The 26,073-nt window shown below is 47.2% G+C and carries 18 protein-coding genes and 1 pseudogene; 12 read left to right on the top strand and 7 right to left on the bottom strand.

Going from position 1 to position 26,073, the window contains the following annotated elements:
• From AAC033_RS12585 to AAC033_RS12560, 6 genes and pseudogenes are all read left to right on the top strand, one after another.
• Positions 1 to 486 (top strand): annotated as a pseudogene (locus AAC033_RS12585) (hypothetical protein); the annotation flags it as partial.
• Positions 487 to 497: 11 nt separating this feature from the next.
• The gene (locus AAC033_RS12580) at positions 498 to 2,816 is read left to right on the top strand and encodes a glycoside hydrolase family 3 N-terminal domain-containing protein (RefSeq protein WP_339738617.1); all 2,319 of its coding nucleotides are present in this window, start codon (positions 498 to 500) and stop codon (positions 2,814 to 2,816) included.
• Positions 2,817 to 2,840: 24 nt separating this feature from the next.
• Positions 2,841 to 5,561: a carbohydrate-binding protein gene (locus AAC033_RS12575; RefSeq protein ID WP_339738615.1), complete on the top strand. Its 2,721-nt coding sequence runs from the start codon at positions 2,841 to 2,843 to the stop codon at positions 5,559 to 5,561.
• An 18-nt stretch (positions 5,562 to 5,579) separates the two neighbouring features.
• Positions 5,580 to 6,404: a glycoside hydrolase family 16 protein gene (locus AAC033_RS12570; protein WP_339738613.1), complete on the top strand. Its 825-nt coding sequence runs from the start codon at positions 5,580 to 5,582 to the stop codon at positions 6,402 to 6,404.
• Between the two features lie 12 nt (positions 6,405 to 6,416).
• On the top strand, positions 6,417 to 8,198 hold the full coding sequence (locus AAC033_RS12565) for a family 16 glycosylhydrolase (protein WP_339738611.1): 1,782 nt from the start codon (positions 6,417 to 6,419) through the stop codon (positions 8,196 to 8,198).
• A 62-nt stretch (positions 8,199 to 8,260) separates the two neighbouring features.
• Positions 8,261 to 8,890, top strand: coding sequence for an HAD family phosphatase (locus AAC033_RS12560; RefSeq protein ID WP_339738609.1), 630 nt, complete (start codon positions 8,261 to 8,263; stop codon positions 8,888 to 8,890).
• Here AAC033_RS12560 and ispG read toward each other — a convergent pair.
• A complete protein-coding gene (gene ispG, locus AAC033_RS12555) occupies positions 8,887 to 10,749 on the bottom strand; it encodes a (E)-4-hydroxy-3-methylbut-2-enyl-diphosphate synthase (protein ID WP_339738607.1) in 1,863 nt (620 codons plus the stop codon). The genes AAC033_RS12560 and ispG overlap by 4 nt on opposite strands.
• Positions 10,750 to 11,051: 302 nt before the next feature.
• On the opposite strand from ispG, the gene gldA reads away from it, so the two are divergent.
• Both gldA and AAC033_RS12545 read left to right on the top strand, forming a co-directional pair.
• Positions 11,052 to 11,969 carry a gliding motility-associated ABC transporter ATP-binding subunit GldA gene (gene gldA / locus AAC033_RS12550; RefSeq protein ID WP_339738605.1) on the top strand — a complete coding sequence of 306 codons (918 nt, stop codon included), beginning with the start codon at positions 11,052 to 11,054 and terminating at the stop codon, positions 11,967 to 11,969.
• Positions 11,970 to 11,974: 5 nt separating this feature from the next.
• Positions 11,975 to 12,979: a glycosyltransferase family 2 protein gene (locus tag AAC033_RS12545; protein ID WP_339738603.1), complete on the top strand. Its 1,005-nt coding sequence runs from the start codon at positions 11,975 to 11,977 to the stop codon at positions 12,977 to 12,979.
• A gap of 386 nt (positions 12,980 to 13,365) precedes the next feature.
• On the opposite strand, the gene AAC033_RS12540 is transcribed toward AAC033_RS12545, so the two are convergent.
• A complete protein-coding gene (locus AAC033_RS12540; RefSeq protein WP_339738601.1) occupies positions 13,366 to 15,393 on the bottom strand; it encodes a tetratricopeptide repeat protein in 2,028 nt (675 codons plus the stop codon).
• 268 nt (positions 15,394 to 15,661) lie between these two features.
• On the opposite strand from AAC033_RS12540, the gene AAC033_RS12535 reads away from it, so the two are divergent.
• From AAC033_RS12535 to AAC033_RS12525, 3 genes are all read left to right on the top strand, one after another.
• Positions 15,662 to 16,573, top strand: coding sequence for an RluA family pseudouridine synthase (locus AAC033_RS12535; protein WP_339738599.1), 912 nt, complete (start codon positions 15,662 to 15,664; stop codon positions 16,571 to 16,573).
• Between the two features lie 62 nt (positions 16,574 to 16,635).
• On the top strand, positions 16,636 to 17,691 hold the full coding sequence (gene rfbB / locus AAC033_RS12530; RefSeq protein WP_339738619.1) for a dTDP-glucose 4,6-dehydratase: 1,056 nt from the start codon (positions 16,636 to 16,638) through the stop codon (positions 17,689 to 17,691).
• A 117-nt stretch (positions 17,692 to 17,808) separates the two neighbouring features.
• Positions 17,809 to 19,407: an amidase gene (locus AAC033_RS12525; RefSeq protein WP_339738597.1), complete on the top strand. Its 1,599-nt coding sequence runs from the start codon at positions 17,809 to 17,811 to the stop codon at positions 19,405 to 19,407.
• Here AAC033_RS12525 and AAC033_RS12520 read toward each other — a convergent pair.
• From AAC033_RS12520 to AAC033_RS12500, 5 genes are all read right to left on the bottom strand, one after another.
• Positions 19,404 to 20,561: a methionine aminotransferase gene (locus AAC033_RS12520; protein WP_339738595.1), complete on the bottom strand. Its 1,158-nt coding sequence runs from the start codon at positions 20,559 to 20,561 to the stop codon at positions 19,404 to 19,406. The two genes, AAC033_RS12525 and AAC033_RS12520, sit on opposite strands and share 4 nt — an antisense overlap.
• An 89-nt stretch (positions 20,562 to 20,650) precedes the next feature.
• Positions 20,651 to 21,376, bottom strand: a complete 726-nt coding sequence (gene recO / locus AAC033_RS12515) for a DNA repair protein RecO (protein WP_339738593.1) — start codon at positions 21,374 to 21,376, stop codon at positions 20,651 to 20,653.
• A 15-nt stretch (positions 21,377 to 21,391) separates the two neighbouring features.
• Positions 21,392 to 23,719, bottom strand: a complete 2,328-nt coding sequence (locus AAC033_RS12510) for a two-component regulator propeller domain-containing protein (protein ID WP_339738591.1) — start codon at positions 23,717 to 23,719, stop codon at positions 21,392 to 21,394.
• Positions 23,716 to 24,303: a non-canonical purine NTP diphosphatase gene (locus tag AAC033_RS12505; RefSeq protein WP_339738589.1), complete on the bottom strand. Its 588-nt coding sequence runs from the start codon at positions 24,301 to 24,303 to the stop codon at positions 23,716 to 23,718. Before AAC033_RS12505 ends, AAC033_RS12510 begins: the two co-directional genes overlap by 4 nt.
• 245 nt (positions 24,304 to 24,548) lie before the next feature.
• Positions 24,549 to 24,926 (bottom strand): helix-turn-helix domain-containing protein, encoded by a 378-nt coding sequence (locus AAC033_RS12500; RefSeq protein WP_339738587.1) that lies wholly within the window; start codon positions 24,924 to 24,926, stop codon positions 24,549 to 24,551.
• A gap of 153 nt (positions 24,927 to 25,079) precedes the next feature.
• On the opposite strand from AAC033_RS12500, the gene AAC033_RS12495 reads away from it, so the two are divergent.
• Positions 25,080 to 25,955, top strand: coding sequence for an SDR family oxidoreductase (locus AAC033_RS12495; RefSeq protein WP_339738585.1), 876 nt, complete (start codon positions 25,080 to 25,082; stop codon positions 25,953 to 25,955).
• Positions 25,956 to 26,073 lie beyond the last annotated feature (118 nt).

Below are 26,073 nucleotides of genomic sequence, written 5' to 3'. Positions count from 1 at the left end.
TCACGCATTTATCCTAACCGGAGCTCACAGGTTGCCATGTATTCAAAAACCGATAATCAATGGGCTAATGCCAACATGAAGTTGCCTGCCGGCTACCGGTTTGATTTGAGGTCCATTTCAACCTTCAAAATCATGGTTTACGGAAAAGCTGGTGATGTAGTCCTGTTGAAATTGGAGAATACGGATATGGGCGGGAATGCCTGGCAAACAGGAGTGGAGCTCACCTATACCATCCAGAATGATAATACCTGGGAAGTTGCCGAGTATGAATTTGCGGGAGCAGGAACTGCTGATCTTTCGTGGGATGCGGGATTAGCTCCATTGATGGCCGCTGACGTTACGACTGACGACCGTTACAACCACGATTATTATGATATCATCCGAATCATGCTGAATGCAGGAAACGGAGAAGGTACACATGAATTCTATTTTGATGAATTGTCGGGTCCTCACGTTGAGGGTATCAAGTCGGCAAAAATCAACTAATGACAATTTGAATGACAACTGAAAACCTGCCTGCCCGAATTTGGGCAGGCCAGGTTTTCTTATCCATTATCAGAATGAAAACAACCATCCTATTTTTACTTGGATTGCTCCTGATCAACGGAGCCCAGGCAAGCGTTTCTTCAGAGAAGAATGAACCGAACGAGCGAAAGATTGAAGAACTGATTTCCAAAATGACCCTTCAGGAAAAATTGGGACAAATGTCGCAGTTTGATCCCGGGCAGTTAGGCGGGCCGGAAGATACCAGGCAAGCCATTAAAGATGGGAAAGTGGGTTCGATTTTGAACCTGGTTGGCGCTCGCGAAGTGAACGAATTACAAAAAGTTGCGGTCGAAGAAAGCCGGCTGGGTATTCCGCTGGTTATTGCACGCGACGTGATTCATGGCTACCGGACCATCATGCCGATTCCGCTAGGATTAACCGCCGGATGGAATGCTGAACTGGCCGAAAAAGCAATGGCTGTGGCTGCTGAAGAAGCCGCTTCGGAAGGGATACACTGGACCTTTGCGCCAATGATTGATGTTTCGCGCGACCCGCGCTGGGGGCGCATTGCCGAAAGTAGCGGCGAAGATACTTACCTGACCTCGATCATGGCCAAAGCGATGATTAAAGGTTTTCAGGGCGACGACCTGAGTGCGCCCAACACGATTGCTGCCTGTGCCAAACATTACGTGGGCTACGGCGCTGCCGAAGGCGGACGTGATTACAACACCACCCTGATTCCGGAAGTGCAATTACGGAACGATTACCTGCCTCCATTTCAAGTGGCTGCCGATGCCGGTGTGGCGACTTTTATGTCGGCTTTTAATGATTTGAATGGCGTGCCGGCCAGTGGAAACGAATTCACCCTGAAGCAAATTCTGCGTAACGAGTGGAACTACAAGGGAATGGTGGTAAGCGACTGGGCTTCGATTGCCGAAATGATTCCTCATGGCTTTGCGGCCAACAGCAAGGAAGCCGCTGAAAAAGCGCTGAAAGCCGGAATTGATATGGAAATGGCCAGCAATACCTACGTTGAGAACGTCCAGGCTTTACTGGATGAAGGCAAAATTGAGATGACGACCATTGATGAGTATGTCGCCAATATTTTACGTCTTAAATTTGATTTGGGCTTGTTCGATAATCCTTATACCGATGAGTCGGCAGCTGCCAAATCTATTCTTTCAGATAAAAACTTACAAGTAGCGAAAGAAGCAGCCAGCGAAAGTTTTGTGCTGCTGCAAAATAACAATAATGTGCTGCCCCTCTCAAAAGATCTTTCGTCGGTTGCAGTCATTGGCCCTTTGGCCGATGCCCCGCACGACCAAATGGGAACTTGGGTTTTTGATGGAAAAAAAGAAAATACCATTACGCCATTAACGGCCCTGAATGAAATGCTGGGAGCCGATAACGTAAACTTTGCCCGCGGTTTGCAAATCAGTCGGACCGAGACCACCGAAGGTTTTGCTGAAGCAGTTGAAGCCGCCAACAAGTCGGATGTGGTGCTGTTGTTTTTGGGTGAAGAATCCATTCTTTCGGGCGAAGCACATAGCCTTGCCGATCTCGACCTGCAGGGTGCGCAGTCGGAACTGCTCGATGCCGTAGCCGAAACCGGTAAGCCTGTTGTGTTGGTCATTATGGCTGGGCGCCAGTTGACGATTCAAAATGAACTGGCAAAAGCCGATGCGGTGCTCTATGCCTGGCATCCCGGAACCATGGGCGGGCCAGCCCTGGCCGACATGTTGTTTGGTAAAACCACTCCCTCCGGAAAGTTGCCGGTTACCTTTCCAAAAACAGTTGGGCAAGTACCAATTTACTACAACCATAAGAATACCGGTCGGCCGGCTGATTATCAGCAATGGACCGATATCAATAAAATACCGGCCGAAGCAACCCAACATTCGCTGGGCAATACCTCGCATTATTTGGATGCCGGTTTTGAGCCGCTGTTTCCGTTTGGTTTTGGTTTGAGCTATACCACCTTTGACTATTCCGATCTGAAGTTATCATCCAAAAACATGGGAGTGGATGGTTCAATTGAGGTTTCTGTCCAGTTGAAAAACACGGGGGAGTATGAAGGAGCTGAAGTGGTTCAATTGTACATTCGGGACCGTTTTGGAAGCGTGACCCGTCCGGTAAAACAACTGAAAGGCCATAAAAAAGTAAGTCTTAAGCCGGGTGAAACGACCACGGTGAGCCTGACCTTGGCTGCCAAAGATTTGGAGTTCTTCAATGGAACGGGCTATGTGATTGAACCTGGTGATTTTGATGTTTGGGTAGGTACCAACTCCAGCGAAGGACTGCACAGCGAATTTTCGATTTTCGAAGACTAGTTTGGCTGATTTTAAAATCCAGAAATGATGCACCTCATTCGTCGATTAAGCTTGATAATTGGTTTGCTGGCAGGAATAGTCGTGTCGGTTGATGCCCAGACCTACTTACATGCCGATGGCAAAAATATTGTTACCGGTGATGGGGAAAACATTATTCTGAGAGGAATTGGCACCGGAAATTGGATGTTGATGGAAGGCTACATGATGAAAACCGAAGGTATTGCCGGAACGCAGCACGAATTCGAAGCCAAATTAATTGAAACGATTGGGGCCGAAAAAACAGAGACTTTTTTCAACACTTGGCTGGCCAATCATTTTACCCGGACTGATGTTGATTCGATGAAAGCCTGGGGCTTTAACAGTGTACGGGTAGCTATGCATTACAAGTGGTTTACGCCGCCCATCGAAGAAGAGCTCATTCCCGGAGAGAATACCTGGCGATTCAAAGGTTTTCAGATGATCGACAATTTGTTGGACTGGTGCGAGGCCAATGAGATGTATTTGATTCTTGACCTGCATGGAGCACCCGGCGGACAAGGTGCGAATGCCGATATTTCGGATTATGACCCTTCTAAGCCGTCGCTGTGGGAAAGTCAGGCCAATAAGGATAAAACGGTTGCCTTGTGGCGTAAACTGGCTGAGCGCTATGCCAATGAACCCTGGATTGGCGGCTATGATCTGATTAATGAAACCAACTGGACATTTCCGGAAGGAAATAACTCCCAAATGCGCGAGCTGTTTGGTCGAATTACCGATGCCATTCGAGAAGTTGATCCCAATCACATCATCTTTATTGAAGGAAACAGTTGGGCCAATGATTTTTCAGGCTTAACACCGCCATGGGATGATAACATGGTATACAGCTTTCACAAATACTGGAGCGGAACAGGAGCAAGCGACCTGGATTGGATTCTGGCAATCAGAGATGAGTACAACGTTCCCATCTGGATGGGTGAATCAGGCGAAAATTCCAATACATGGTTTACGGATTTCATTGCGCTTTGCGAATCGAACAACGTAGGTTGGTCGTGGTGGCCGGTGAAGAAAAACGGCATTAACAATGTGCTGAACGTCCCGATTAACAAAGGGTATGAGGATTTGGTAAAATACTGGAAAGGCGAGATTTCAACTGCTCCAACCGAAACACAAGCCTATCAGGCCGTTATGCAGTGGGCCGAGAACCATAAAATTGAAAACTGTGGCGTTCAGTACGATGTAATTGATGCGATGATCCGTCAGCCGCACACCGATGCGGTTATTCCCTTCAAAGAGCATCAAATGTCAGCGCCCATATTCTATAGCGATTTTGATTTAGGGAAAAATGGAATTGCTTATTTCGATAACGATGTGGCCCATAACGGTGGTGAATGGACTGCCTGGAATACCGGTTGGGGACTGCGAAATGATGGGGTTGACATCGAAGTTACCAAGGATGCCGGAGGAATCATCAATGGATATCATGTTGGCTGGACAGAGAAAAACGAATGGATGCAATATTCTCTATCGGCAGATTCGACCGCCAGATACACGCTCAACGTTCGTTATGCTTCAGGAGGTTTAGGGTCAAAAATACACCTGGAAGTGAACGGAGCTGATGTTACCGGCGAGCTGTCATTGCCGTCAACAGGGGGTTGGCAAAGTTGGCAAACGGCGACATTTGAAAATATCGTGATTCCCGGTGGGGCAATCAAGATGAAGTGGGTCATTGACAGCGGAAGTTCCAATCTCAACTATTTCGAATTCACTAATTCCAAGTCAGCTCAGTCGGTTGATTTTCAGGCTTTATCCGCCAGCACGTCTGCTGATGGTTACGAAATCAGCATAGGTTTCAACAAAGAGATTACAAGCATAGATGCTGAATTGGAGCTAAGCGATTTTCAATTAAGCCTCGACGGAGAGCCGTTTAGTAGTTTGTCGATCCGAAAAGATCCATCCTTATCATCGGTGCTTATCATTGAGCACGATACCAAAATTTATTCAGATCAAGTGGTTACTGTGTCGTACAATGGAACATCTGTAAAATCGGGAACGCAAAACCTTATCGAATTTGGCAATCTGGTTGCTAAGAATAACTTACATACATCGTATGCCATACCTGGGAAAATTCAGTCTGAAGAATTTTATGCGAATAATGGTTTCGCTCTCGAGAATTGTCAGGACATTGGGGCAGGGAAGAATACTGCCTATGCTGCTGCAGGGAAATACCTTGACTACCAGGTGCATGTTGCCACTGCCGGCAACTATCGTCTGGAATATCGCGTGGCAACAGAAAGGGCGGACGCTGAGCTGATTTTTCAGGTGGGTGATGGTGAGAACTTCAGCTCGCTGGATACCTTGCGGATCGCTCCTACTGGCGGATGGCAAAAGTGGGAGACCCAATCATCCACTGTCCATCTGGAGGAGGGGTATTATTTTGTGCGTTTATTGGTTAAACAGGGCGAGCATAACCTTAACTGGTTTAATCTGGATTTTAGCACCTCTGTCAGCAGTCAACGAACACAGCCAGAATATTGTATTTATCCAAATCCTGCAAGTGACAAACTCTATGTGACTTTTTCGTCGACTAAAAAGTCAGATTATTTTTTGAAGGTTATCAGCTTTCAAGGAAATGTGGTGTTGAGTAAGGAAGTGGTACAGGCAGATCAGACCATGATTGATTTGAGAGGACTTTCAAATGGAATTTATTTTGTTCAGATCGCAGGGAATGGAGCAGTAACCAGTGAAAAGTTTATCATTATGAATTAGCGCAAACCAAAAAAAAAGATGAAAATAAAGTATCTACCAATCGTCATTTTGCTTTTTAGTATCGTTTATTCTTGTCAGAGCAGCAGATCTGACAGAACTGAAAGCGGGTATGAGGAATATCAACTGGTCTGGTCCGATGAATTTGACTACGAAGGACTGCCTGATTCGGCCAAGTGGAGCTACGACACCGAAGGGAATGCCTGGCAGTGGGGAAACGAGGAAGAGCAGTATTATACCAGCCGGCGGCTGGCCAATGCCGAAGTGAAAGATGGGAAGCTGTTTATTACGGCGATTCTGGAAAACTATAAAGACCGGAACTACACTTCGGCCCGGCTGATTACAAAAGAAAAAGGCGACTGGCTGTACGGAAAGGTTGAAGTTTGCGCTAAATTGCCGAAAGGACGAGGTTTATGGCCGGCCATTTGGATGTTGCCAACCGATTGGGAATATGGCGGCTGGCCCGCCAGTGGAGAAATAGACATCATGGAAAACGTGGGTTATATGCCCGACACCATACTGGCATCGTCGCACACCAAAACCTACAACCACAAGATAGGCACCCAGCGTTCGGACACGATCGTTATTCCAAGCTGTTACGATGAATTTCATTTGTACCAATTGGAATGGGAACCTGAACAGTACAAGGTATTTGTGGATGGCGAGCACTTTTTCACATTTAAAAACGAAGGCACCGGGCCTGACGAATGGCCTTACGACAAACGTTTCCACCTGTTGCTGAACCTGGCTGTTGGGGGAACCTGGGGTGGCTTAGAGGGAATTGATACCGAGATTTTCCCGCGATCAATGGAGGTGGATTACGTAAGGGTTTATCAAAAAAAATAAAACCGGATGTCTATGAAAATACGTAGAATATTGATCTTATCCTCATTGACATTCTTTTCGTTGAGCCTAAGCTTGCAATCGCCAGGGCAGGGCGATTGTGAAAGTTTAGTTTGGGTTGATGAATTTGAGACCGATGGTGCTCCCAATGCTGAAAAGTGGGGGTACGACACGGGTGGTGGAGGCTGGGGGAATAATGAGCTGCAAACCTATACTAACACCCGCACGAACTCCTGGATAGAAAATGGGAAGCTATATATCAAAGCAAAAAAAACAGACAATAGTTGGACTTCGGCCCGGCTGGTAACCAAAGGCAAAGGCGATTGGTTGTATGGCCGGATTGAGGTGAAGGCCAAGCTCCCTTCAGGAAAAGGAACCTGGCCCGCAATATGGATGTTACCTACCGACTGGGCGTATGGCGGTTGGCCGGCCAGCGGTGAAATCGACATCATGGAGCATGTGGGGTACGATCCCGGTGTAGTGCATGGAACGGTGCACACCGAGGCTTATAACCACAGCATTGGCACCCAGGTGGGGCAAAGCATTCAGGTGCCTGATGCCATGAGCAATTTTCATGTTTATGCCATTGAGTGGGCCCCTGAATCGATTAAGTGGTACCTGGATGATCAATTGTATTTCACCTTCAACAATCAAAATAAAACTTTTGCTGAATGGCCGTTCGATAAGCGGTTTCACCTCTTGCTCAATATCGCTATTGGTGGTAATTGGGGTGGTGCGCAAGGTGTTGATCCCAATTTGACTGAAGCCGTTATGGAAGTGGATTACGTGCGGGTGTACAGCAACAAGCTGCCACAGCCGGTGATCCAGGGATCAAACTTAAATTCGCTGAATGATCAAGTCACCTATTCTGTCAATGAAGTTTCGGGAGCACAATATACCTGGCATTTGCCTGATGGTGTGAACCTTCTGAGCGGCGAAGAAACCTCCAGCATCACGGTACAATGGAATGATGCGCCAGGGGATATTCAGGTTGAGGTTTCGACCCCCTGTGATGCGGTTATCTCCAATGTGTTTCATGTTGATTATCTTATTCAGCCAGGTGCCGATCGCTGGGATGTGTTACCGGCCAACGAGGAGCAGCAACTGCTTTGGCAGGCGAATCCAGGAGACGGTAATAGCTTGAATTTGAGTGAAACCAATGATGCCTTGGTGGTTGATTTTGAGGTTGCCAGTCCATCGCGGAATCCCAATTTTTTCTATGACTTTGATGGACTGATTGATGTGACTTCAATCAATGAATTAGCTTTCGATCTCAAAGTTGATCCGGAAAACCCGCCTTCAAACTTGCGTTTCGATTTGGTTGATGTTAATGGGAATGTGGAACTGGTTAATTTGTTTCAGATGAATTCTTTTGATCCCGACGATAGTTTTCATTTTCACTACCATCATTTTTCGTCAAAGGCCGATGGTTCTTTTATGTTGGACAAGATCGCCCAGATTCGGGTGTATGTTAACTTCGGAATTTTTGGGAAGGCCGGTAGTGGCCGTTTTGTCATCCAGAACATGCGTTTTCAAAAAGCTACCAGCACCGCTGTTGGATATTTGGCGGATCTGTCACATTTCAAAGTGTACCCTAACCCTGCCCACCGACTGATCAACATCGAATTAGACGAAGGGGTACGTACCGTAGAGCTTTTTTCCATGAGCGGCCAGCTGCTGATTTCAAAAGCTGGGATTAAGGAAAGAAATTATCAGCTCAGCTTGGACGGACTGCAAAGTGGGCTGTACCTTTTGCAGGTCAATCAATCGAAAACCGAGCTGGTTTCGGTTCGCTAGCGGCTTATACCGGCCGACCCAACTATTTTCTGTTCAGGCAAACATTCCTTAGTTTTGCGGGTATGGAACAGATCCTTCAGGAAGTGAAAAATATTGTTTTTGATTTGGGCGGCGTGCTGCTCGATATTGACCCGCAACGTACCGTTAAATCCTTTGAGACTCTTGGACTAACCAATGTGATCAAACCGGGTGGGTGGGGCTATAGGCAGGAGGTTTTCCTTCATATGGAAGAAGGAAAGTTGACCGATGGCGAGTTTCGCGACGGGATTCGGGAATTGCTTCCGGGGCCAGTTTTGGATGCTGAGATTGATGCGGCCTGGTGCGCTATGCTGATTGATTTTCCGGCTGAACGGGTGACCCTATTGAAGCAGCTGGAATCAAAATACAACTTGTACCTGTTTTCAAATACGAACAACATCCACGTCAATTACTTCCACAAACTGTTTCATCAGAAGTTTGGCTTTTCCATGTCTGATTTGTTTGTGAAAGACTATTATTCGCATGAAATTAATCGCCGGAAACCGAGCCTGGAATCCTTTCAGTTTGTGTTGAACGATGCCGCTTTAAATCCGCGCGAGACGTTGTTTATCGATGATTCAAAAGAGAATGTTATGGGTGCAGAGCGAGCAGGGATGCATGCCTTTCATCTGAACGGTGAGACCAGCTTGCACCAGCTCTTTAAGCTGGTTTAGTGGTCTTCTGGTTCCTTCCAGTCGCCACTTTCCCGAATCAGTGTTTCGAGTTCGTAAACCGCATTTTCAAACGGAATGTGCCTTTTCTTTAGGCTCTGTCCTTTGTAGAGATTGACCTTGCCTGGGCCTGCACCAACAAATCCGTAATCCACATCACCCATTTCGCCAGGGCCATTCACCACGCAGCCCATCACCCCAATTTTCAGGTGGCTCAGGTGTTTAAAATGTGCTTTGATGTTTTTGGTGGTTTCGTGCAGATCAAAAAGTGTTCTTCCGCAACCGGGGCACGAAATGAATTCGGTTTTGGTGACCCGCATGCGGCTGGCTTGTAGCACTGAAAAACTGAGGTTTTTCAGGTCGGTAAAAGTGATGTTGTCGCCGCTGTTGGTAATGCAAAGCCCGTCGCCATAGCCATCCAGCAGCAAGCCGCCTAAATCAACCGATGCTTTAATCTGCAAGTCATCAAGGTGTCGCTCGTTGTATTTCCGGTAAATAATGACCGGGACTTTCCAGATGTGCGTTTCCAGGTTCATAAAAAAGGCTCGTAATTCGGCCAGCGGGTTCTTATTGAAGCTTTCCAGTATCAGCACCGTTTTACGGGTTTGTTTCAGTTTGGTAATGATTTCCGGGTTTTCAGACATAAACCGGTCAAACTCGGGTTTGTTGGTCCGGATAAATTTCATCTGTCCCCAGTGCGAGCCACCAAAGAGGTATTCGTCAATCGACAAGATGGGGTAGGAGTTGCCTTCCAAGTCGAACACTTCATCGTTTTTCAGGAAATATTCCGGAATCTGTTTTCCCCTTAGCGGAAGGATTTCCGACATGCTTCTGTCTCTTAAGTCGGCCAAAACAACCGGGACCTGCTTGTCTCCCATGTTCATCACCGGGCGAACCGAGCGACGTTCGTACTCAAACGGGTTAGTTTGCGCAAAAAGTGGTGCTTTGATCGGCGCGTGTCCCTGGTAGGTCAATACCTGATTGATAATCTTTTGCGCCACCGGAATCTCAGCCTCCGGTGACTCCGTTAGCGAAACACGAATGGTATCGCCAATACCATCAACCAACAGCGCTCCAATTCCAACAGCCGACTTGATGCGGGCATCTTCGCCTTCGCCGGCTTCTGTTACGCCGAGGTGTAGCGGGAAGTTCATGTCTTCGAGCCGCATCTTTTTGTTGAGCAATCGGACGGTGTAAACCATCATCCGCGTGTTGCTCGACTTGATCGAGATCACCACGTTGGTGTAATCCACTTTTTTACAGATCCGTAGAAACTCCATCACCGACTCGGAAATTCCGGCCGGGGTATCACCAAAACGACTCATAATGCGGTCGGAAAGTGAGCCTTGGTTGGCTCCGATTCGCAATGCCGTGTTGGTCTTTTTCAGGATTTCAAGGAAGGGTATAAATTGCTCCTCAATCTTATTTAGTTCCGCTTTGTATTCGGCATCAGTGTAGAGGTGATGCTCAAAACGGGCACGTTTATCATAGAAATTTCCGGGATTGATCCGGATTTTGGAAATGTATTTGGCCGCCACTTCAGCCAAACGGGGGTTGAAATGAATGTCAGCAATCAAGGGTGTTTCATAGCCTCGCGCCACCAATTCTTTCTTAATATTCTTCAGGTTCTCCGCATCATTAATGCCCTTTACAGTAACCCGCACATAGTCGGCCCCGGCTTTAATGATCCGGATAATTTGCTCAACAGTCGCTTCCGTATCGCGCGAGTCGGTGTCGGTCATTGACTGAATCCGAATCGGGTAATCACTCCCCATCGGCACTTTCCCAATCTGAACCGTTGAGGTGGATTGGCGTTGGTATTTCGTTAAATCTTCGATGTAATTAAAATTCTGATCTTTCATCTTCCGCCGTGCTTTTTTGAGCGCCACAAAGTTAATTTAAAGTTAAGAAATAAAAAATCTCCAAGCCTAAATTCCTGTGCCGCCTGAGAAGAATCTGAGGCAACTGGTTTCTTTTTGGTTGAGAAAAAGCCTATTGGCTTAAAAATTAGGTTGATTACAGTTTGATTAAATTCAAATTGAAAGCAAAATGGGTCGACTCAGGCTTAAATTCCGAAGCGATATCTTGTTTGGTTTACCCTTGTTTCCTGTGTTTTCAGGTTTGATTTAAATCGCTTACTTTTGAGCAACACGAAGTGAAAAGTATGTCGGTACAAGTTGAAAATATTTCGAAAACCTACGGAACGCAGATGGCGCTTGATCAGCTTAGTTTCCGCTTTGATGATGGTGAGTTGGTTGGTTTCTTGGGGCCAAACGGAGCGGGAAAGTCAACTCTGATGAAAATTATTACCGGCTACCTGGCGCCCGATCAAGGTGAAGTGGTTCTAAATGGCGAGAAGATGACACCAGAAAATTACCGTCTACGTCGCAATATTGGCTATTTGCCTGAGAACAATCCCTTGTACACCGATTTATATGTCAAAGAGTTTCTGAATTTTACCGCTGGCTTTTATCAGCTTCAGCACAAGAAACAAAAAGTAACCGAGGCCATTGAGATGACTGGCCTGGGATTGGAGCAGCACAAAAAGATTGGTGCGCTTTCGAAAGGTTATCGTCAGCGGGTGGGGCTGGCCCAGGCGTTGATTCACAATCCATCGGTCTTGATTTTGGATGAGCCAACGACTGGCTTGGACCCTAATCAACTGGAGGAGATTCGTGCTTTGATCAGGGAAATTAGCCGGGAGAAGACGGTGCTTTTTTCATCACATATCATGCAGGAAGTGGAGGCCATTTGCAACCGGGTGATTATTATCAACCGAGGGCGGATCGTGACTGATGGGCCGGTCGAGCTGGTGCGGTCGGGGCAGCTGGTTTCGAAGCAGCAAGTATTGGTTGAGCTGTCATCGGCGGTCAACCGGGAGCAGTGGCAAAAACTGCCCGGACTTGAAGCGATCGAAATCCTTTCAGAAAGCTCTTTTCTGGCCATTGCTCGCAATGAAGGAGATTTACGGCCGGCTATTTTTCAGTTTGCTGTTGAGCAGGGCTTGGTTTTATTGACCATGACTGAAAAGCGGCCTGGACTCGAACAGGTGTTTCGCCAGCTGACCACGACCCAAATTTAATTTTCATGAGTCAGCAGATTCCCATTTCTGTCGTCCTTCCCTTTTTTCAGGCTGAGCTTAAACTGGAACGAGCCGTCCAGTCGATTTTAAAGCAAACATTTACGGCGTTTGAGTTGCTGCTCGTTGACAACAATTCAACCGATCGGAGCGCTGAAATAGCGTGGAAATTGGCACAATCGGATTCACGAATCAAGTTGCTGTATGAACAGCAGCAGGGGGTGGTGTTTGCCATGAACCGGGGTATGGCTGCTGCTAGGGGAAGCTACCTGGCGCGCATGGATGCCGATGATATTTCGCTGCCAGAGCGCCTGGAAAAGCAGCACCAGTTTTTGCAGAATCATCCAAGAATTGGCTTGGTGGGCTCTAATGTACGGCATGTTTCAAGCTTGCCTTCCGACGGTTTGCAACGCTTCGTCGATTGGGTCAATGGCTTTCATTCCGAAGAGGAGATCTGGCTGAACCGTTTTGTCGAAATCCCGCTCATTCAGCCCGGCGTACTTTTTCGGGCTGAGCTGGTCAAGCAATATGGAGCTTACCGTCATGGCAACTTTCCCGAAGACTACGAACTATTTTTGCGCTGGCTGGCTGGTGGTGTTCGCTTTGCGCAGTTGCCCGAAGTTCTGCACGAATGGCACGACTCCGAAACCCGCCTCACCCGGACGGACGAACGCTACAGTACCGAAGCCTTTTACAAAACCAAGGCACACTATTTTGCCCAATGGTTTATGCAAAAACAGGCTGAAAAGGAACTTTGGATCTGGGGTGCCGGACGAAAATCACGGCAGCGGGTTCGGTTTCTTGAAGACGAAGGTTTGCATGTGGCGGGTTACTATGACCTGAAATCCCATAAAACAAGCGAAAAGCCGAGTCTGGCTTATCATGCTGTTCCGGAGCCGGGGACGCAGTTCATACTTTCGATGGTGGGTCGCTATGGCGCCCGCGAAAAGATCTCTTCCTTCTTGGAAAACAAACAGTACCGGGCAGGGGGCGATTATCTGATGATGGCCTGAAATGCTGATCAGTTGGAGCCAAAAGTAAGCTTATTGTCCCTGTGACAAATCCTTCTACTTACTATCTACCCTTTATTTATTCAGAATAGTTACAGGTTGATTTGTTAGGGCGCATGCCGGCTCTTGGGCATTCCAATACCAAGTGGGTGTGAGCCTGGTGTATTGCCGGCTGCATGCTGCGCCGTCTTTTATTGGGGCCTAGCCTCATTCTCTGATGCGGTTAAAGCCTTTCTCTGTGTTGCTTCCATGATCCGTTGGCTAAAGGCCGACGGCAAAACCATCATATTTGTGTAACAAAAGGTAGTCCTAAAATAAGGAGAAGTACTACCGGGCGGCTTCCGGAAGGGAGGTGGCTGGATGCTATTTTGTCTTGACTTGAGGCGGCATTACTGCTTTGCCCGTTTGGTTTCGGCAGAGGGTAGGCTAAAGGTAAATTTACTGCCTTTTCCGACTTCACTTTCCACCCAAATATGTCCCTTGTTTTTTTCAATAAACTCTTTGCAAAGAATGAGTCCGATACCGGTTCCATTTTCATTTTCAGTTCCTTGCTGTGAAGTTTTCTCCGTAATGTCGAATAATTTTTCGCTTATTTCAGCCTCCATCCCGATGCCATTGTCCAAAACAGAAATTTCAATCGAAGTGTCCTTTTTTAGAGCCTCAATCACCACGTAACCTCCAGTCTTGGTGTATTTTATGGCATTGGAGATTAAGTTTCGGAGGATGGTTGCCACCGATTTCTCATCGGCATACACCAAGGTATTGGGCTGAATTTTTTGAGTCAGGGTAATTTCTTTCTGCTTGGCGTTTGGTGCAAGCAGCTTCGTCACACTTGTTGCAATATCGTGAACATCGCGGTCGCCAAACTGGTATTGCATGCTTCCGGTTTGAACTTGGGCCCATTGCAGCAGGCTTTCAAGCAGGGCGTACAAGTTGGACGACGAGTCTTTCAGGGCTTCAAGTAGCTGTTTGATGCTGCTGGGTGGCAGTTGGTCGAAATCGTTGACTAACAGTTTGGTAACTCCCAAAAAACCGCTAAACGGACTCTTCAGGTCGTGGGCAATGATGGTGAAAAACTTGTCTTTATCGGCGTTGGCTTTGCGCAATTCCGCTTCCGACTTCTCAAGGCGCGTACTTAATCGTTTGAGGGAAATCCGGCTCCGGGCAACAACCACCAAAACCAATAGGATAAGTACTCCGCCGGCAATTAAAATGTGGCTGACCATCTTTTGTTGTCGGATGGTTATTCGCTGAATTTCATTATTGGTTCTTAGCAACTGATTTTCCTGTTCCTGTTGTTCGGTGAAAAACTTGATTTGCAAATCGTTGAGTTTTTCGATGTTTTCGCTGCTAAACAAGCTGTCTTTTAGCTCCGATCCCTGTTTGTAATAGTTCATGGCGGCTGGTATCCGGCCTTCATGTTCTTCAATTTCCGATAAAGCGAACAGGTTGTCGCGAATCAATGGAGGATAGTTTTTGAGCCTCGAGAGCTGCATACTGCTGTTGATGTAATGTTTGGCAGAATCAAGATGGTTCAATTTCAAATGGATTCGGCCCAGGTGGTGTTCGGCGATGGCAATTCGGTTGCTGTTGTTCAGCCGGAGGCCATAGTCTACCGCCTTGTGGTAATGAAAAAGTGCTGAGTCGGGAAGGTTCATCTTTTCATAAACACTTCCCAGGCTTGATGAGAAAAAGGAGTCGGAACGGTTCGGTACTTTCGCTTCAGGAAGGGCTTTGAACCCTTTGATATAGGTTTTCAGCGCGTCGTCCAGTTTGTTGTGGTGTTCGTAATATTTTCCGATATTGGAGTAGGAATAGGCAATTGCGTTCAAATCGCTTATTTCAAGAGCGATGCTCAAGGCTTTTTGGTGCCACGTCAAGGCGTCTTCATGCATTCCCAGATCCTGGTATACCAGTCCGATGTTATTCATCACTTTACAAACGCCTGGGTGGTCGTTGATCGCCTGGCGAATGCTGAGTGCTGTTTGGTAGTTGCTGAGCGCCTCAATGCTGTTGCCGAGACCCCAGTTGACAACGGCAATATTGTTATGAATTTTACCGATCCACAAGCTGTCCTGCAATTCGTAAAAAAGCAGTTTGGCCTGGTTGAAGTAAGCCAGCGCTTCCTTGTAATTTCCCAAATGCAAGTTGAAAAGTCCCAGTGTATCAATTATTTCAGCTGTTCGGAGGCTGTCGTGCTCATAGTTGAGCGCTTCGGCATAGTAGTTTAGTGATTTTTCTTTGTCATTAGACGATCGGGCGAGTTGCAGTAAGGTGTTTGTTTTGGCGGAATCTTGCGATGTATTCGCCAGTAATTGTATAATCCTATCATCGTCACTGGACGAACAAACTCCGTTCAGGGCCGAAGCCAACACAATGAACAGAAGAAAAAAAAGCTTATTTACACTTGTCGTCATCCAATCTCTCTCTCAAATTTGCCCCGAAGAACAACTTTATTTTCAATGGGCTAATATAACTAATTATTGCAGATTATATTATGCACCGACGATACTGAAGATGACAACTGCAAAAGCTTTTTTTATTGGGCGACTGGCAGTCTGGGCATCAACAAGCCCAGCGTGCCCCTGTAAATTACCACACGCCAACCTCAAAGAAGAAAGATTAAACCTATCTTTGCAGGAGTTGGATTTTCAACAAATCCAGCCTTTTAATCCATTTGCAAACATGAAGAAGAAACATACCGGCGGCGAATCCGCCAGATCGAAAAAGCCCCAAACCACTACTTTGGAGGTGAATGAGCGGGAAGAGCTGATGAAATTTTTGATCGCCCAACTGCCGCATAAAAACCGCAACAACATTAAGACTCTGCTAAAAAAGCGGCAAGTTCTGGTTGACGGGAAAGCAATCAGCCAGTTTAACTACTTGTTGAAACCCGGGCAAAAAATAGTGCTCGACCAGGCTCCGACTTCCATGACCACTCAAATGCGCGGTATTACCGTGGTATACGAGGACAAGGATCTGATTGTGGTGAATAAAAATGCCGGCTTACTCACCATGGCAACCGACAAAGAAAAACGGGCAACTGTGTACAGTATCCTGAGCAACTATGTGAAAGACAATAATAAAGACAGCAAGATTTTCATTGTGCACCGGCTCGACCGCGAAACCTCGGGACTGATGTTGTTCGCCAAAAATGAAGAGATGCAGGAATTGCTTCAGGAGTCGTGGAAAGAAACGGTTGAGGAGCGCAGCTACCTGGCCGTGATCGATGGAAAGCTCGACCCGGCGGAAGGCAGCTATCGCTCGTACCTGTTCGAAAGCAAGGTGTTTAAGGTGCACTCCACCAACGATCCGGAGAAAGGCCGCGAAGCCATTACCCACTACTCGACTCTGAAAAGTAACGACAGTTATTCGCTGCTGAAGGTGAACCTCGAAACGGGCCGGAAAAACCAGATTCGTGTGCATTTGCAGGAGCTAAAACACCCCGTTGTTGGCGATAAAAAGTATGGCTCCACCTCGAATCCCATCGGAAGGCTTGGCTTACACGCTTGGGTGCTGGCTTTCACACACCCTGTAACGGGAAAAAAAGTGCGTTTCGAAACCTCCATTCCCGGTAGCTTTTTGAAGTTGTTTTAGTTTCCACAGTATTTCTATATTCTTTCAGAAAGCTTTACTTTTGGTTTCGTAAAATTTAAATGATGAAGAAAACCATACTCGTTACCGGCGGCGCCGGATTCATTGGATCGCATGTGGTCCGTTTGTTTGTTGAAAAATATCCGGATTATCACATTGTCAACCTCGATAAGCTGACGTACGCCGGTAACCTTAACAACCTGAAGGATGTGGAGGACAAATCCAACTACGAATTTGTCAAGGCCGACATTGTAGACAGCGAGGCGATGTTGAAACTGTTTCAGGAACGCCGGTTTGATGGCGTCATTCACCTGGCCGCCGAGTCGCATGTTGACCGATCGATTTCGAACCCAACCGAGTTTGTGTTTACCAATGTGATTGGCACGGTCAACCTGCTGAATGCTGCCCGGGAAATCTGGAAAGACAATTTCGAAGGCAAATTATTCTACCACATTTCAACCGACGAAGTGTATGGCTCGTTGGGAGAAGAAGGCCTGTTTACCGAAACGACCGGCTACGATCCACACAGTCCGTACTCAGCGTCCAAAGCCAGCTCCGACCACTTTGTGCGGGCTTACAATGATACCTTTGGACTCCCTGCCCTGGTATCGAACTGCTCTAACAACTACGGTTCGTTCCAGTTTCCGGAGAAGTTGATTCCGCTGTTCATCAACAATATCCGCAACAACAAAGCCCTGCCGGTTTACGGAAAAGGCGAAAACATCCGCGACTGGTTGTGGGTGGAAGATCATGCCCGGGCCATCGATGTGATTTTTCACCGGGGAAAAGTGGGTGAAACCTACAACATTGGCGGACACAACGAGTGGACCAACATTGACCTGATCAAATTGATGTGTGCCATTATGGATCGCAAACTGGGCCGCAAGGAAGGTACTTCAGCGACACTGATTACCTACGTGAAAGACCGCGCCGGGCACGACCTGCGCTACGCCATCGACAGCACCAAATTGCAAAAGGAATTGGGATGGGTGCCCAGCCTTCAGTTTGAAGAAGGATTGGAAAAAACCATCGATTGGTACCTCGAAAATGAAGCCTGGCTGCAAAACGTCACCAGCGGCGATTACCAGAAATATTACGAAGAACAATATCAGAAGCGATAGTGATCATTATTGAGGGCCTCACTTGAAGGGAGACCCTCGATAAGCACAACGCCAGTTTTCTTTTTGTCCTGATCAAAAGCTTTCCTTAACTTGGGTAGAAATTTGAACAGGATATCCATGAGACGACGTTACTTTATGAAATCGGCATTGGCAGGCGGTTCCGCCATGTCGGTCATTGGTTTTACGGCTTGCCAAACGTCTGAAACCAGCTCTGAGCAGACTACAGATCCAGCCAATTTCGACCTGAATGAAATCACCATCGAACAGTTGCAACAAAAGATGGCCGATGGAGAACTGACTGCTGTTTCGCTTTGTCAGCAATACCTCGACCGGATCGATCTTATTGATTCGATGCTGAATGCAGTGATTGAGCTGAATCCCGACGCTTTGGAAATCGCCGCTCAGCTCGACCACGAACGACAGGAAGGCCAGATTCGTGGCCCTTTGCACGGTATTCCGATCCTCATTAAAGACAATATTGACACCGGTGACCAGATGATGACTACTGCCGGATCACTCGCGCTGATGGGCGCAAGCGCATCCGACGATGCTTTCATTGCCAAAAAGCTTCGTGATGCAGGAGCCGTATTACTCGGAAAAACCAACCTCAGTGAATGGGCCAACATCCGTTCCACGCGTTCATCCAGTGGTTGGAGCGCTCGTGGCGGACAAGTACACAACCCTTTTTGTTTAGATCGCAGTCCCTGCGGCTCAAGCTCTGGGACGGGTGCTGCTGTTTCCGCCAACCTTTGCACACTGGGCATTGGCACCGAAACGGATGGTTCCATTGTTTGCCCGGCGGGCATTAACGGGTTGGTTGGCATCAAACCAACCCTGGGCTTGTGGAGCCGCGATGGTATCATCCCCATTGCACACAGCCAGGACACTGCTGGCCCCATGGCGCGAACAGTGACTGATGCCGCTATTCTGCTGGGTGCTCTGGCTGAATTCCATGGCAAAGATGCTCCAACCAACTTACCCATCGGAACCATCCACAGTGACTACACCCAATTTTTGGATCAGTTTGGGTTGAAAGGCGCGCGTATTGGCGTTGCCAGCAATTTCTTTGGGTTTCATTCCGAAGTGGATCAATTGATGCAGCAAGCGATTCAGGACATGAAAGGTGCCGGAGCAGAGATTATTTACGATTTGAAGCTCGAAGGCCGCGACGAATGGGGCAAAGCCGAATGGACCGTTTTGACGACGGAGTTGAAAGCGGACCTGAATAATTACTTGGCCACGCGCAACGATCTCAAGGCAAAAGCACTGGCTGAAATCATCCAATTCAATAAGGCCAATGCCGATACCGAAATGCAGTGGTTTGGACAGGAGATTTTTGAAGAAGCCGAAAAAACCACCGGTCTGGATGATCCGGGATACCTGGAAGCTTTGAAAATATCGAAAACAAAAAGTCGCGAAGGAATCGATAAACTGATGGATGAACACCGTTTGGATGCCTTAATTGCTCCAACCAACAGCCCCAGCTGGCCGATCGACCTGGTGAATGGCGACCATTTTATCGGTGGAAGTAGTGATGCCGCAGCTGTTTCGGGCTATCCCAATATTACGGTTCCGGCAGGTTATGTGCATGGGTTACCCGTTGGTGTCTCTTTTTTTGGTCGGGCCTGGAGCGAACCCTCTTTGCTGAAGATAGCCTACGGTTACGAGCAGATCACCCTACACCGTAAGGCCCCCGGGTTTATGAAATCCATCTAAAATTCGGTCATGGACGGAACTTGCAATAATTTTTCGGCGGCACGTTCCAGCTTCTCATTGTCTTTTGCGAAGCACACCCGGATTAGCGGTAACCGGCTCTTTTCGTGATAAAATGCCGAAGCCGGAACAGTGGCAATCCCAAAGTCACGAGCCAGGCGTTCTGCAAATTCAACATCCGGTTCATCCGAAATCTTGGAATAATCGAGCAACTGAAAATAGCCTCCCTGCGCTGGAATCACATCGTACAGGCTTCCTTCGAGCAAGCGGTTAAAGTAGTTGCGTTTGCCCTGGTAAAGCTCCGAAACCTCTTCAAAGTTGTGGTTATTGGGCAGGTATTCTGCCAAGGCATGCTGCAACGGCGCATTGACATTATAGACCTGAATCTGGTGTATTTTTCGGAACTCACGCATCAGTTTTTCAGGAGCCAGGCAGTAGGAAATTCCCCAGCCATTGATGTTGTACGGCGGGCCAAACGATGAAATGACAAAGCTTCTTTCCAGCAATTTTTCGTAACGCGACACACTCTGGTGGGTCTGGTTGTCAAAAATCATTGATTCAAAAATCTCATCGCTCAAGATGGTGATATTCGTTCCGTTGGTCAATCGTTGCAACTGGAACAAATCATTTTCAGACAGGACCGAACCAGTAGGGTTGTGGGGTGAATTGAGGATGATCATTCGTGTTTTCGAGGTCACCATTTTCCGCAGCTCTTCCCAGTCAATTTTAAAGCCGGGCGGTTTCAGCTTGACATACACCGGGCGTCCGCCATTCAACACAATGGATGGGGCAAATGATTCGAATGCCGGCTCGAAAACAATGACTTCATCGTCATCTCTAATAACTGTACTAATTGCGGTATGAATGGCCTGAATGGTCCCGGCTGTGATGGTTATCTCGGTTTTCGGGTTGTAAGTTTGTCCGTAGTTTGCTTTGACAATTTCGCTGATTTCGTTTCTCAAAGGCAGTATGCCTTCCAATGGGGCGTAGTTGTTGTAACTATCGTTTAGATACTTGGAAGCCAGATCGATCAACTTCTGCGGACATTTAAAATCAGTACCCCCAATGCCCATGTCGATTGCATCGGATTCCTCAATCCATCGGCTAATGGAGGAGAACATACTGGTTGTTGTATTGGGTAATTTCGATTGCACCATAACTAAAAGATAAGATCGCAAAATTAACAAAAGAGCTGATAGTCCACCCGGCGTGCCATCAAAATTAAGGAATTATTCGTCACGGGGCGCTATGCCAGCACTTCTTTTAAAACAGCTAATGATTTAAATTCTCCTGTAAGATCCATATGAATTTGATAGTACTTCAACAGTTGCGCCAGCAGATTGGCCCGTTGGCGGTTGTTGAAGCTCAGTAGCTCAATCTTTCCGAGATCGAATTGAAACAACTGCTTAAAGTTAGCCGTTGTTTCGGTATCCATAAATGGATGATTCAGTGGCTCGGATACAGAAAATGAACCTGTATCCAAATCGAAAAAGAGCGTTTGATGATGATTTGAAGCCTGCGGCGAGAAACCTAGAAAGCGACAGAGATGAAACAAAAAGGCCAAATGAAAATTGGCAATCCCATCCTTCTTCAGATCCAGCAAAGCGATGGCATGAAAAAGAAAATCGAATAACTCCTCGTTTGCTTCCTCCTCTTTCAGGCATTTCAACAACACTTCGGATAGAAAAATAGCCAGCGAACTTTTTACAATGTCGAATGGAAGATGCTCAAAAGGTACGCTTAGACGGGCTTCTTTCAGCCGTTGCAAGTCGTGTCCCGGTCGGTAATAAACCTCCAGATCGAGCAAAAACAAGGGTTGAAAAAGATTCTTTTTGAAGGTGGACTTTCTTTTTCGCACGCCATTGATCAAATACGACTGAATGCCAAACCGTTCAGTATAAATGCGTGCAATGATACTGGTTTCAGAATAATTGATGTGATGCAAATAGATGCCACGTGTTTTTTCAAGCACAATTCGTTGTCTCCTTTAATGAATAAAAAGAATTTTGGTTGTGAATGTTTTTTCACCCGATTGATCGTTCCCAAAGACCAGATATACCCCGGTGCTTACCCGCTTCCCGTTCAGGTTTCTCCCATTCCAAATGGCTTGTCCTCCAAGCGATGTGGTTTGGTGAACCAGGTTTCCGCTGATGTCAGTGATCTTCACATCGGTATCAGAAATCAAACCGGTAATGACAATGTCGCCATCGTAGTCGTGGCGAACCGGGTTTGGAAACGCATACACGTCAGCGTATTCATTCGCTCCGGCAATGGCTTCGCCCCGGTAGGAAATGATGCCTTCGGGCGTGCCGATAAAAACTTCGCCGGACTTTTCATGGATCGCTATCGACTGGATGGTGTTCGACAGCAGGGGACTGTTGGCCTCATTGAAACTTTTCAGTTCTTTTTGTCCATCTTCGGAAACCAGAAAAACACCTGAGTTTTTTGTCCCCAGCCACTTCCGGTTCGCACCATCCACCACAATCGTAGTCACCGTTTGCCCTCGTAGCAGCGGATGATAAATTCCGTCATTCAGGTCGAGGCCGGGTTGTGAGGCATAAAACGGGCTTTGTTCCCAAATAGCCTCCGGGTCAAAATAGACAGCCACGCCCTGTGATGTTCCTACCCAAATTACCCCATCGTGATCAATCGCGATAGAATTAACGTCGTTCATCCTGAAAAACTCCTCGCGGTCGCCACTGTTAAAATAGGCGATCACCGGCAACTGTTTTCCATCGGAACCATCAGCCTTCCGGATATACAAATCCCGTCCGCGTGGAAGAATAATCCACTGATCGTCGTTTTCTGTCAGCACAAGTTCGCCCACATCTATGCCGCCAATTCCTTCGAGGGGAAACGACTCCCAGCTACCATCGGTTTTTAAAACCGAAAGCGGTTCGCCAACCAGCGAGTTGGTTATCCACAGGTTGTTTTTTGAGTCGAAAGCCAATCCGCCAACCCGCACATAATTGGGATTGGCATCGCCAGGCAAGGCTGTTTGCAGCGAGCTGTTAAATTGGGTGTAGCGGTTGATAATTTCGTTGTCCCGAAGCTCAACAAGCCCGCCTCCCCAGGAGCCAAAATAAACATGATTGGGGTCGTTGGGATCGACAACGGCAGTCACCAGGTCGTGAAAATCGTTCAGGCCGGCATGAGTACGTTGGTTAAAAACACGCCAGTCTCGGTCGCGATAGAGATGGGCCTGCGGGGCATTAAATACGTTGTTCCAGGCATCCGTGCGTCCGCCGGTGGTCATCCAGATATCGCCCTTGTTGGAGTGTAGTGAAAAAATGCGGTTATCGACCGGCCCTTCCGGAATAGTCAACTCAAAGCTGCTGCCTGATTTTTTGACCAATCCGTGGCGGGCATCTGCAAGCCATAGCTGTCCGGCTTCATCGCAAGCTGCATCCTGAATGTTGATCCCCGACATGGTGGTCCCGGAAAAAGAATAGCCGCTTACCTGTTCGGCCAACTGATCGCTGCTGTTATAAACTTGCAGTTGATTACCCTGTGCAACCAGCAGTTGGTTGTTGCATACCCGCAGACCATTTACGGTGCTCACCCCTGGAAGAAAGCGTTCCCAGCCATTCCCCCTGTTCCGGTATAATTCCTGCTGATTATTCCCCACATCAGTATAGCAGGCAATCAGGTCGCCATTGAAAAATGCCAGTTGGCTGTACCGGTCATCGGCATGAGGGATGTCTTCAATTTTGATCCAGTTGTTGAAATCCTGCAAGTTTGGAGAATCACTGTCAGCCATGAAAATGCCCTCGGCGGTTGCAGCGTACAGATTGTTTCCGTCAAAAGCCATGTCCATAACCACCACCGGAGAACCTTCGGGGCCGATGTAATAAGTGTCTTTTATCTCCCGCTTGTCGAGGTTGACCGCGACAATCCCGAAACCACAGGACAAGTAAGCGGTTTGACCGACAACAAGAATGCTGTAGATATTTTTGTCACCCTGGATTTGTTTTCGCTTGATATCAGAAAGGTTGAAGATCTCTCGCTCATAGATCAGGTCGAGGTTGCTGCTTTGGTAGGCAACCAGCACCACGTCAGCATCTTCGCCGAAGCCCAACACCCGCGGTTGAACATCTGATAAACCATTGATCTGGTTAAGTTTTCGCAAGCTGTTGTCGGAGCGGGAATAGGTGAACAGACCTCCACTCGTCAGGCAATAGATTTTGCCTTTGGCTTCAATCACCTGCTGCGCTGACGAATAGGACAAATGATCCATCCATTCGCCAACGCCAACCTGGGCTGCCAGGCCAAGCGAAAAGCACATGAAAAAAGCGAGTACAAAGCCGCGTATCATAAGGTTAAATTCAACGATTTTAAATATCGAACCAGCTTTTGCACTGCTCGTCCGCGATGACTTAACTGGTTTTTTTGTTCCGAATTCATTTCGGCAAAAGACTGACTGATTCCGTCAGGCTGAAAGATGGGATCGTACCCAAAACCTTCTGTTCCCCTCTTCTCCCGAAGAATTTCGCCTTCAACAAAACCTTCAAACTGGTTTTCCTTTCCATCAATCACCAGCGAGATCACCGTTCTAAAACGGGCTTTCCGGTTTGTTATTCCCTTCATCTTCTCCAACACCTTAGCCATATTGGCTTCGGCGCTTTTTTCTTCGCCGGCATAGCGCGCCGAATACACGCCCGGCTCACCATCCAGCGCGTCAATTTCCAGACCGGTATCATCGGCAAAACAGTTGTAGCCGTACTTTTCAAAAATGAAAAAGGACTTTTCAGCGGCGTTTCCTTCCAGCGTTTGCTGATTTTCTGGTACTTCGTCGTCACAGCCAATGTCTTTCAAGCTGAGCAAGTGAATTTCATCGCCCAGCAATTGCTGCAGTTCGCGAAGTTTATGAGGATTGTTGGTTGCAAAAACAAGTTCCATTCGATACAGTTTATTTAAGTTGAAGGTTGAATTGGGAAAAATTGCTCACCAAACATCCTTGCATTTTGTTATTCTTCTTACTTTTAAAGGAGTCAAATTTACAAAAACCTGTCAATGACCAATGCGGAAATCATTGATCTGATCTGCGAAGATTTAAAATAAGCACTGGGAGTGCCTACCGGAGAGGGTTTACCGCGAGGTGACCACCAAACTTGAAACCGGCAGAAAAAATGGGTAAGGGTCAATCAGGATTGAAAAGCTTTTCGCGATTGCTCAATCGTATCGAAATTGGTGAGCGCCCATGCAGTCAGGTTTTTGATGTGCGGAAGCAAGCTAAGCCCCAAGTCGGTCAGCCGATATTCCACACGTGGGGGAATTTCCGGGTAGGCCTTTCGGGCAATCAAACCATCCGTTTCCAGGGAACGCAAGGTCACCGTCAACATTTTTTGTGAAATGTCGCCAATCGCAGCATTCAAATCCTTAAAACGCATCACTTCGCCTTCGCCCAAGACCATCAACACTAAAATTGACCATTTGTCGCCAATACGATCCAATACATTTCGAACCGGACAATCATCGTGGCGGGTATAATTCTCCCTGATGTTTTCAAATTTTTTTTCCATGATTCTGCTTTGAAAGTCAGCAATACTAACCTGAAAGTAAGTTTCGAATTTCGAGGTAACGTATTGACTTGTAAACACTATCTAATTACCTTTAACTCTCCAAAAGTAAGTTATTTTCATTTGGAAACTAAAATTTTATAAAAATTTTTAACCATGAATGAACTATTGATAACCGGAGCCACCGGGAAATTAGGCAGTCAAGTATTAGCGCTGTTAGTAGAAAAAATGGATGTGCATAACATTGCTGCTATTGCCCGCGATCCTGCTAAACTGGAAGCCTATCAAGCTAAAGGCGTAAAAGTGATTCAGGCCGATTACGATCAGCCGGCGAGCCTGGACAAAGCCTTCGAAGGCATCGACACGCTCTATTTTGTATCGGCCAGCGACATTGACAAACGACGTGAACAACACGAAAACGTGGTTAATGCAGCCAAAAAAGCGGGGATAAGACACGTTGTGTACACCAGCTTTCAACGGAAAGATGAAACACCGGGCTCACCGATCGCGCCTGTAGCGCAGGTTCACCTGCAAACGGAACAGTGGCTGAAAGAATCGGGCATGACCTACACGATTTTGAAACATGCCCTGTACAGCGATGTTGTGCCCATGTTTATTGGCGACCAGGTTCTTGAAACCGGAGTGGTGTATCAGCCGGCTGGCGATGGAAAGGTTTCGTTTGCTTCGCGGACAGATATGGCCGAAGCTGGAGTAAATGTGCTAACCAGCGCGGGGCATGAAAATAAAACCTACGAAATTGCCGGTAGTCAATCGTATTCGTATGCCGATGTGGCCGAAATGCTGAGTGTTATTGGAGGAAAACCCGTTCACTATGTTGCCCCTTCGGTTGAAGAGTTTACGAAAGCCATGAAAGATGCCGGCGTTTCGGATGATATGATTGAGCTCCTGGTCATGTTTAACCTGGGAATTAAACAGGGCGAATTTGATGTTCCGGGCGATACCTTGGAAAAACTCCTCGGTCGGAAACCAGAAGACCTGTCCGAATTTTTGAAGAAGGTTTATGCGAAATAAACAGCAATGGGGTGCTCAAATCAATGAACACCCCATTCTCTATCGAAGTTTGAATTGTTAATCGTTTATTCGGCAGCTTCGCCGGGAACCGGGACAGTGACATTGTCAACCATGCCCA

The organism is uncultured Sunxiuqinia sp. (assembly GCF_963974515.1).
GTDB lineage: Bacteria > Bacteroidota > Bacteroidia > Bacteroidales > Prolixibacteraceae > Sunxiuqinia.
Note: the sequence above shows the minus strand (reverse complement) of the source record. Positions and strands in the feature narration are given on the sequence as shown.

Bases quoted from the DNA above. Each gene is read 5' to 3' on its own strand.
- AAC033_RS12500 (WP_339738587.1), bottom strand. From the start codon at position 24,926: ATGGAAAAAAAATTTGAAAACATCAGGGAGAATTATACCCGCCACGAT.
- AAC033_RS12565 (WP_339738611.1), top strand. From the start codon at position 6,417: ATGAAAATACGTAGAATATTGATCTTATCCTCATTGACATTCTTTTCG.
- AAC033_RS12505 (WP_339738589.1), bottom strand. From the start codon at position 24,303: ATGGAACTTGTTTTTGCAACCAACAATCCTCATAAACTTCGCGAACTG.
- AAC033_RS12525 (WP_339738597.1), top strand. From the start codon at position 17,809: ATGAGACGACGTTACTTTATGAAATCGGCATTGGCAGGCGGTTCCGCC.
- AAC033_RS12545 (WP_339738603.1), top strand. From the start codon at position 11,975: ATGAGTCAGCAGATTCCCATTTCTGTCGTCCTTCCCTTTTTTCAGGCT.
- AAC033_RS12510 (WP_339738591.1), bottom strand. From the start codon at position 23,719: ATGATACGCGGCTTTGTACTCGCTTTTTTCATGTGCTTTTCGCTTGGC.
- AAC033_RS12580 (WP_339738617.1), top strand. From the start codon at position 498: ATGACAACTGAAAACCTGCCTGCCCGAATTTGGGCAGGCCAGGTTTTC.
- AAC033_RS12570 (WP_339738613.1), top strand. From the start codon at position 5,580: ATGAAAATAAAGTATCTACCAATCGTCATTTTGCTTTTTAGTATCGTT.
- AAC033_RS12540 (WP_339738601.1), bottom strand. From the start codon at position 15,393: ATGACGACAAGTGTAAATAAGCTTTTTTTTCTTCTGTTCATTGTGTTG.
- ispG (WP_339738607.1), bottom strand. From the start codon at position 10,749: ATGAAAGATCAGAATTTTAATTACATCGAAGATTTAACGAAATACCAA.
- AAC033_RS12575 (WP_339738615.1), top strand. From the start codon at position 2,841: ATGATGCACCTCATTCGTCGATTAAGCTTGATAATTGGTTTGCTGGCA.
- AAC033_RS12520 (WP_339738595.1), bottom strand. From the start codon at position 20,561: ATGGTGCAATCGAAATTACCCAATACAACAACCAGTATGTTCTCCTCC.
- AAC033_RS12560 (WP_339738609.1), top strand. From the start codon at position 8,261: ATGGAACAGATCCTTCAGGAAGTGAAAAATATTGTTTTTGATTTGGGC.
- gldA (WP_339738605.1), top strand. From the start codon at position 11,052: ATGTCGGTACAAGTTGAAAATATTTCGAAAACCTACGGAACGCAGATG.
- AAC033_RS12495 (WP_339738585.1), top strand. From the start codon at position 25,080: ATGAATGAACTATTGATAACCGGAGCCACCGGGAAATTAGGCAGTCAA.
- rfbB (WP_339738619.1), top strand. From the start codon at position 16,636: ATGAAGAAAACCATACTCGTTACCGGCGGCGCCGGATTCATTGGATCG.
- AAC033_RS12535 (WP_339738599.1), top strand. From the start codon at position 15,662: ATGAAGAAGAAACATACCGGCGGCGAATCCGCCAGATCGAAAAAGCCC.